The following is a 1,044-nucleotide window of genomic DNA, read 5'->3' on the forward strand; positions in this document are numbered from 1 at the left end:
CAGAACGTCGGCCTGAGGTGTGAGTGGCCCTTTCCCGTCGGTGCTCAGGCCACGCGGACAACCTCGGCGGTGCCGAGTGCATTGAAGCGATTGATAAGGGCGGCCCGGATGTGGATTTCGGAGGTTTGGCGATCGGGATCCCGCGCGGCGATGCGCTCACCGAAAGCCGTCAGGCATCGCATCTTGGCTTCCCCGCGGCTGCGAGCGTGATATCCGGTCCACCGCTTCCAGAATGCCCGACCGTAATAACGCGTGGCGCGCAGAGTTTCGTTGCGCGCCTTTGCAGCCGGGCAGTCCTCTTTCCAAGCCCGACCGTTCCTGCGGATCGGTATGATTGCCGTGCCGCCGCGCGCGATGACGGCGCTGTGGCAGCGGCGGGTATCGTAGGCACCATCTGCGGTCACGGTGCCAATGTCCTCGCCCTCAGGGATCTGGCCAAGCAGGTCCGGCAGGACGGGGCTGTCACCTTCCCGGCTCGGGGTGAACTCAACCGCGCGGATGTCGGATGTGGCAGTGTCCATCGCCAGATGCACCTTGCGCCATTGGCGACGACCCTGAACGCCATGCTTGCGGGCCTGCCATTCGCCGTCGCCAAGAAACTTGATGCCATTCGGCATTGTCCTCGGACCAATGGCGGTCAATGCCTCATTGTCCACCAGCAGGTTCAGCGGTCCGCCAGCACGGCGATAAGGGATCTGCACCTTCAGGGTCTTCTGCCTGCGGCACAGCGTCGAGTAGTCCGGAACAGGCCAATCCAGCCCAGCAAGGCGCAGGAGGCTCGCGACCATCCCGGCTGTCTGCCTGAGCGGCAGCTTGAACAGAATCTTGATCGACAGGCAGAACTGGATCGCGGCATTCGAGAACACCGGTGGGCGCCCCGGGCGTCCCTCATGCGGCGCGTGCCAGGCAATCTCCTTGTCCAGCCAGATCAGCAGTGACCCGCGCTTCCTGAGCGCATCGCTGTAGGTGGACCAGTTCGTCGTGCGGTAGCGGGCGGGCTTGGGCTTGCTCATGCCGCTCGTCTAACCGCATGGATTTCCGATG

General features: G+C 64.1%; 1 protein-coding gene. It reads right to left on the minus strand.

Going from position 1 to position 1,044, the window contains the following annotated elements; translation table 11 throughout:
* Positions 1 to 44: 44 nt before the first annotated feature.
* Positions 45 to 1,013, minus strand: coding sequence for an IS5 family transposase (locus BYZ73_RS21255; protein WP_112317578.1), 969 nt, complete (start codon positions 1,011 to 1,013; stop codon positions 45 to 47).
* Positions 1,014 to 1,044 lie beyond the last annotated feature (31 nt).

Origin of the sequence: Rhodovulum viride (genome assembly GCF_003265965.1) — a bacterium.
GTDB classification, from domain to species: domain Bacteria; phylum Pseudomonadota; class Alphaproteobacteria; order Rhodobacterales; family Rhodobacteraceae; genus Rhodovulum; species Rhodovulum kholense.